Here is a 6,000-nt window from a genome sequence, read left to right as displayed (position 1 = left end):
GGCTGGCGGACGCCCCCGCCGCGCAGGAGAGCCGTCGAACTCGAGAGATCACGACCGGACGACCTCCACGTGGTTCACGTTCTCCGCCGCCCGCCGCCCCCGGCTCCGCCGGACGTTCCGCTCCCGCCGTCTCAGGCCGTGAGTCCGCCGAACAGCAGCGACACCGTCATCGCGATGACGACCGAGTCGAAGGCGAACGCGATGACGACGTTCGCGCGCACCAGGCGCCAGCCCTCTCTCGAGCGGATCTCGGCCGAGACCGTGGCCGCCATCGTGGACAGCAGGAGCGCGAGGGTCGCGTCGTCACTGAAGTGCGGCGCCTCCTCGAAGGCGAAGCGCACCTGCGACCGCCGGGGCGACCGCGACTCGAGGCGCAGGCAGGCCTGTGCGACCGAGAGGACCATCAGCACCCACGAGCTCGCGACGGCGAGCAGGGCGGCGGCGAGGGAGAGGGGCTCGCTGCGGGACTCCGTCCTCTGCGCGATCGCCACCGTGACCACGATCGCCGGCACCGCCGCCGGCAGCGTCGTGCCGGTCGCCCCGGTCGCTCCCGCCATCCGCGAGAGGAGGCGCCGCTCGCCGCGCGCTTCCTCCTCGGCGGTGCTCCGCAGCGCCTGCTCGTCGAGGCGCGAGTACGAGGCGGCGCTCCAGCCCACGGAGAGGGCGGTGGAGAGCGGCCGGCCGAGCAGGTACACCGGAACGAGGGTCGCCGTCGCATCGACGGCCCCGTCGCCCGGAGCGAGCGTCCCCGTCGCCAGGACGAGCAGCACCACCACGATGGTGACCAGGAGGCTCACGCTCACCCGGAACAGATCGGAGCGGGATCGTCTGCGCGCGGTCATCGCCGCCCTCCCCGTCAGGGGCCCGGAGCGCGCCCCGAACAAAATCCACGCCGTTCCGTCCTGCGGTGTCCCCGTGCACCACCGGGCCATTCGTTGCAAACAACAACAAATCCCCCGCGCACCCGGCAGAATGGACCCATGACCTCACGGAGCAACTGGGCGGGCACCTACGAGTACCGCGCCGCCGCCATCATCGAGCCGGAGTCCGTCGAGGAGGTGCAGCGCCTCGTCCGCGAGAACGAGCGCGTCCGCGCCCTCGGCAGCCGCCACTCCTTCAACTCCCTGCCCGACACCCCCGGCGCACTGCTGCACCTGGGGCGCCTCGCCTCCGACCCCGTGATCGACGCGGAGGCGAGCACCGTCACCGTCGGCGGCGCCACCCGCTACGGCGTCGTCGCCGCGCACCTGCACAGCAACGGCTACGCCCTGCACAACATGGGCTCGCTCCCGCACATCTCGGTCGCCGGCGCCATCGCGACCGGCACCCACGGCTCGGGCGACCGCAACGCGAACCTCTCCTCCGCCGTCTCGGCCCTCGAGCTCGTCACCGCCGACGGCTCGCTGCGCACGATCCGCCGCGGGGAGCCTGGCTTCGAGGGCGTCGTCGTAGGCCTCGGCGCCTTCGGCATCGTCACCCGCGTGACCCTCGACATCCAGCCGACCTTCGACGTCCGCCAGGACGCGTTCGTCGACCTGCCCTGGGAGCGCGTGCTCGACGACTTCGACGCGATCACCTCCTCCGCCTACAGCGTCAGCCTCATGACCCACTGGTCCTCGCCGACCGTGGAGCAGCTGTGGCTGAAGACCAAGGTGGCGGCGGGATCCGTCGCCGACGTCGACGCGACGCACCTGGGCGCGGTCGCCGCCTCCGCGAGCCTCTTCGCCGTCTCGGAGGGTGTCGACTCCAACCTGAATCCGTTCGGCGGCTCCGTCGGACCGTGGTCCGAGCGCCTGCCGCACTTCCGCCTCGACCGCGAGCCGAGCGCGGGCGACGAGATACAGAGCGAGTACATGGTGCCGCGCGCGAACGTCCGCGAGGCGATCGTGGCGCTGCGCGCGATCGGCGAGCGGATCGACGACGTCCTGCTCATCACGGAGCTGCGGACCATGGCGGGCGACGACCAGTGGCTCTCCCCCGCCGGGGGCCGCGACAGCGTCGGCGTGCACTTCACCTTCAAGAAGGACCGCGCCGGCGTCGACGCCGTGCTCCCCGCCGTCGAGGGCGCGCTGCTGCCGCTCGGCGCCCGGCCGCACTGGGGCAAGCACTTCCTCGCCGGAGCCGACGAGATCGCGCCGCTCTACCCGCACCTCGAGGAGTGGCGCACCCTCCGCTCCGAGTGGGACCCCTCGGGCCGCTTCGCGAGCGACTTCCTCCGCGACCGCCTGCTCGGCTGAGCGGCACCCGCCCCGCGGGACCAGGCAGGTTCCGCGGGACGGGGCTCACAGGACGTGGGTCGCGGGACGGGGCTCACAGGACACGGCTCGCGGGACGCGGCCCACAGGACGCAGCTCGCGGGACACGGCCCACAGGACGCAGCTCACGGGACGGGGCTCTCGGAACGCCGCTCAGAACAGGCGGGCCGCGTCGGCGGGCTCGACGAGGTCGCGCACCAGCGCCGGGATCCGCTTCCGGAACGGGAAGAACCCCCGCGACGCCGACGGCCACGCCGCACCGTCCCAGCGGCGGCGCACGGTGACGAGCGCGACCCCCTCGTCGGCGAGAGCCGAGCGGAGCGCCTCCACCCGCTCTCCGACGGGCCCGACCGGCGCGTACGGAACGACCACGGTGTCGATCCGCTCGGACACCGCCCAGTCGACGACCGTCGCGGCACGCGCGTCCGCCAGCACCCGCGCCGGCCGGCCGCTCGAGTCGGAGGTGCGCTCGGCGGCGTCGGCGAGCGCCGCGGCGGTGAAGGCGGCGACCGCGTCGGAGACTCCGGACGGCGAGCGCCCGCCCGCGTCCCCGGCGACGGCGCACGCGACGAGGCGCTCAGCCAGACCCGGCTGCTCGGCGAGCAGGCTCTCCGCCTCGAGGTCCTCCTCGTGCAGCAGGAGGCCGGGGCGGGCGCCGACGGTCCCGACGACGTCGTCCTGCTCGAGCGGTGCCCGCGGCGGGAAGGGCTCCTCGGTGAGCGCGCGGGCCGTGGTGGCGAGGCCGCTCGGCGAGAAGCGCCCCTCCGTGTAGCGCGAGATGTTGGACGCGGAGGCGAGGTAGGTCTTGCCCGGAGTCTGCAGGCCGGCGACCCATCGCCACGACAGGGTGTTGGACGCGGCGTCGCCGTCCAGCAGGTGCCGGTAGAAGAAGTCGGCGCCGAGCTGCCAGGGCAGTCCGAGGGTGAAGATCCAGATGCTCGCGAACCACATGCGGGTGTGGTTGTGGAGGTACCCGGTCTCGACGAGCTCGCTCACCCACGCGTCCATCGCGTCGATGCCGCTGCGTCCGCCGATCGCGTCGAGGTAGCCGGGCGGAGGATCGCCCGCGGAGGAGTCCGCCACCTCGCGGCGGTAGCGGCGCCAGACGTCCGGGTTCTGCTCGAGCCAGCCCTTCCAGTAGGTGCGCCAGAACACCTCCTGGACGAACTTCTCCGCGGCGGTCAGGCGGTGCCGCGCGAGGACCGCGGCGACGACCTCCCGCTCGGTGACGAGGCGGTGGCGGAGGTAGGGCGAGAGTCCGGAGACGTTGTCCCGGGACGGTCCGAGGTCGTGGTTGCGGTCGCGGGCGTAGGCGGAGCCGGCGCGGGCGACGAAGTCGTCGAGCGCCTCGAGACCGGCGGCTCTGGTCGGGATGAACATCGCCCCATCATCGGCGTCGGCCCGGTGAGAACACCGGCAGCGGCCTCCCGAGTGCGCTCCGGGGACGGAGGCGCCCGCCGCGCGCTCGTCAACGGGGTGACCGGCGCCTCCGACCCGACGTAGCGTCGGAGGACGAGAGGGAGGCCGCCATGCCCCGCGAGGAACAGATCCCGTCCACCATCGAGCGCTCCGACGAGCACGCGCAGAAGCTCTGGTCGGCCGCGCACGACTCGGCCGTCGACAGCTACGGCGACGGTGAGCGCGCCCACCGCACGGCCTTCGCCGCACTGAAGCACGAGTACGAGAAGGTCGGCGACCACTGGGAGCGCAAGGCCGAGAGCGGCCCCTCCGACTCCCGCGCCGAGGGCCACGGCCGCTCCCCCGGGGGCGAGACGGCGGGCGGAGTGGACGCGAACGCCACGAAGGCGCACCTGATGGACCTCGCCAAGCGCCTGGACGTCTCCGGCCGCTCGCGCATGACGAAGGCGGAGCTCGTCGAGGCCCTGCAGAAGGAGAGCACTCGACGGACGCGCGACGCGCGGTGAGGGCAGGGGGGGGCGGGGTCGGGAACAGCCGCCCCGCCGAGCCCCGGCCCGCTCAGTCCAGCGCGTCCCTGATGGCCGCCATGCCCAGCTCCAGCTCGGCGAAGGTGGTCGACAGGGGCGAGAGGCCGATCCGGATGCCGTCGGGTCGACGGAAGTCCGGCACGATCCCCTCCGCCTGCAGCCGCGGGACCAGGCCGGCGAACGACTCGTGCGCGATCGTCACGTGCGAGCCGCGCCGGGCGGGGTCGAGCGGAGTCGCCACCCGCACCCCGCGCGGCACCAGCCACGCGTCGGCCAGCTCCAGCGCGTACGCCGTCATCGCCTCCGACTTCGCGCGCACCGCGGGCATGCCGACCGAGGCGATCAGCGCGATCATGTCCTGCATCGCGAGCATCCCCGTGATCGGCGGGGTGCCGCTGAGGAAGCGCCGCATCCCCTCGGCCGGACGGTAGCCGGGGCCCATCTCGAACATGTCGGCGACGCCCATCCAGCCCTGCACCGGCTGCGCGAGCGAGCCCTGGTGCCGGGACGCGACGTACGCCCACGCGGGCGCCCCCGGGCCTCCGTTGAGGTACTTGTAGGAGCAGCCGACCGCGAGGTCCGCGCCCCACTCGTCGAGCTCGAGCGGCACCGAGCCGACGGAGTGGGAGGCGTCCCAGAGCACGAGCGCGCCGGCCTCGTGCGCCTGGGCGGTGATCGCCGCGGCGTCGGCGAGGAACCCCGAGCGGTACGCGACGTGGCTGAGCAGCACCAGCGCCGTCCGCTTGCCGAGCACCGGGGCGAGGTCGTCGGGGCCGACGCCGCTCCCGGGGTCGGAGTCGATCCAGCGGAGCGTGCTGCCGGTCTCGGCCGCGATGCCCTCCAGCACGTACCGGTCGGTGGGGAAGTTGTCGGTGTCCACGACGATCTCGTCGCGCCCCTGCTCCGCCTGGCGGGCGATCGCCGCGCGGGCGAGCTTGTAGAGCAGGACGGTCGTGGAGTCGGCGACGATAGTCTGCCCGGCCGCGGCTCCCAGCACCGCGGAGCCGAGGGCGTCGCCGACCTCGAGCGGCATGTCGAGCCAGCCCTCCTCCCAGCCGCGGATGAGGCGGCCGCCCCACTCCTCCTCCGCGAACCGCGCGAGCCGGGCGACGCTCGCGCGCAGCGGCCGGCCGAGCGAGTTGCCGTCGAGGTAGGAGCGGACCTCGGGGGTGCGGACGAACAGCTCGGGGCAGTGCGCGAGCGGGTCCTGGGCGTCGAGCGGATGCATTCCCTCACCCTAGGTCGCGGGCGCCGGGCGCGACGCGTGCCGCCGGGGCCCCGGATGCGTGCCGCCGGGGTCCCTGACGGGTGCCGCCGGGGCCCCTGACGCTGCTCGGACGCCGCCCACTGTCCAGAAGTCGTCGCACTCGGCGTCGACTGCGACGACTCCCGAGCACTCGCGAGCCCTCACCGGAGCCTCCCCCACTGTCCAGAACTTGTCGCACTCGGCGTCGACTGCGACAACTCTTGAGCACTCGCAAGCCCTCACCCCGGAGCCTCCCCCCACTGTCCAGAACTCGTCGTACTCGGCCTCGACTGCGACAACTCCTGAGCACTCGCAAGCCCTCACCCCGGAGCCTCCCCCACTGTCCAGAAGTCGTCGCACTCGGCGTCGACTGCGACAACTCCTGAGCACTCGCGGACCCGCAGACTCGAGCCGGTCGCCACTGCTCCGAAGTCGCCGTACTCGCGCTCCAGTACGGCCGCTTCCGCGTGGTCGCGGAGCCGCCGGCCCCGTCCCGTTCACCGTCGTCGCCGAGTGCGCAGAAGTCGTCGCACTCGAGCTCGAGTGCGACAAC

At 73.5% G+C, this 6,000-nt stretch carries 5 protein-coding genes; 2 read left to right on the top strand and 3 right to left on the bottom strand.

The window, feature by feature from the left end; all coding sequences use genetic code 11:
- Positions 1–131: 131 nt before the first annotated feature.
- Positions 132–842, bottom strand: coding sequence for a DUF1345 domain-containing protein (locus C5B92_RS09735; RefSeq protein WP_181028786.1), 711 nt, complete (start codon positions 840–842; stop codon positions 132–134).
- A gap of 138 nt (positions 843–980) precedes the next feature.
- Here C5B92_RS09735 and C5B92_RS09730 point away from each other — a divergent pair, with 138 nt between their 5' ends.
- Complete coding sequence (locus C5B92_RS09730) at positions 981–2,237, top strand: FAD-binding protein (protein WP_104234610.1); 1,257 nt, start codon at positions 981–983, stop codon at positions 2,235–2,237.
- Positions 2,238–2,408: 171 nt separating this feature from the next.
- On the opposite strand, the gene C5B92_RS09725 is transcribed toward C5B92_RS09730, so the two are convergent.
- Entirely contained in the window at positions 2,409–3,635 is a 1,227-nt protein-coding gene (locus tag C5B92_RS09725; protein WP_104256647.1) for an FAD-binding domain-containing protein, read from the bottom strand.
- Between the two features lie 149 nt (positions 3,636–3,784).
- On the opposite strand from C5B92_RS09725, the gene C5B92_RS09720 reads away from it, so the two are divergent.
- A complete protein-coding gene (locus tag C5B92_RS09720; protein ID WP_104225169.1) occupies positions 3,785–4,180 on the top strand; it encodes a ChaB family protein in 396 nt (131 codons plus the stop codon).
- Positions 4,181–4,232: 52 nt separating this feature from the next.
- Here the strand turns inward: C5B92_RS09720 and C5B92_RS09715 are convergent, their stop codons facing one another.
- Positions 4,233–5,429, bottom strand: a complete 1,197-nt coding sequence (locus tag C5B92_RS09715; RefSeq protein ID WP_104256648.1) for a kynureninase — start codon at positions 5,427–5,429, stop codon at positions 4,233–4,235.
- Between the last annotated feature and the right edge of the window lie 571 nt (positions 5,430–6,000).

Origin of the sequence: Rathayibacter sp. AY1A4, from assembly GCF_002930955.1 — a bacterium.
In the GTDB taxonomy this organism is placed as follows: domain Bacteria; phylum Actinomycetota; class Actinomycetes; order Actinomycetales; family Microbacteriaceae; genus Rathayibacter.
Note: the sequence above shows the minus strand (reverse complement) of the source record. Positions and strands in the feature narration are given on the sequence as shown.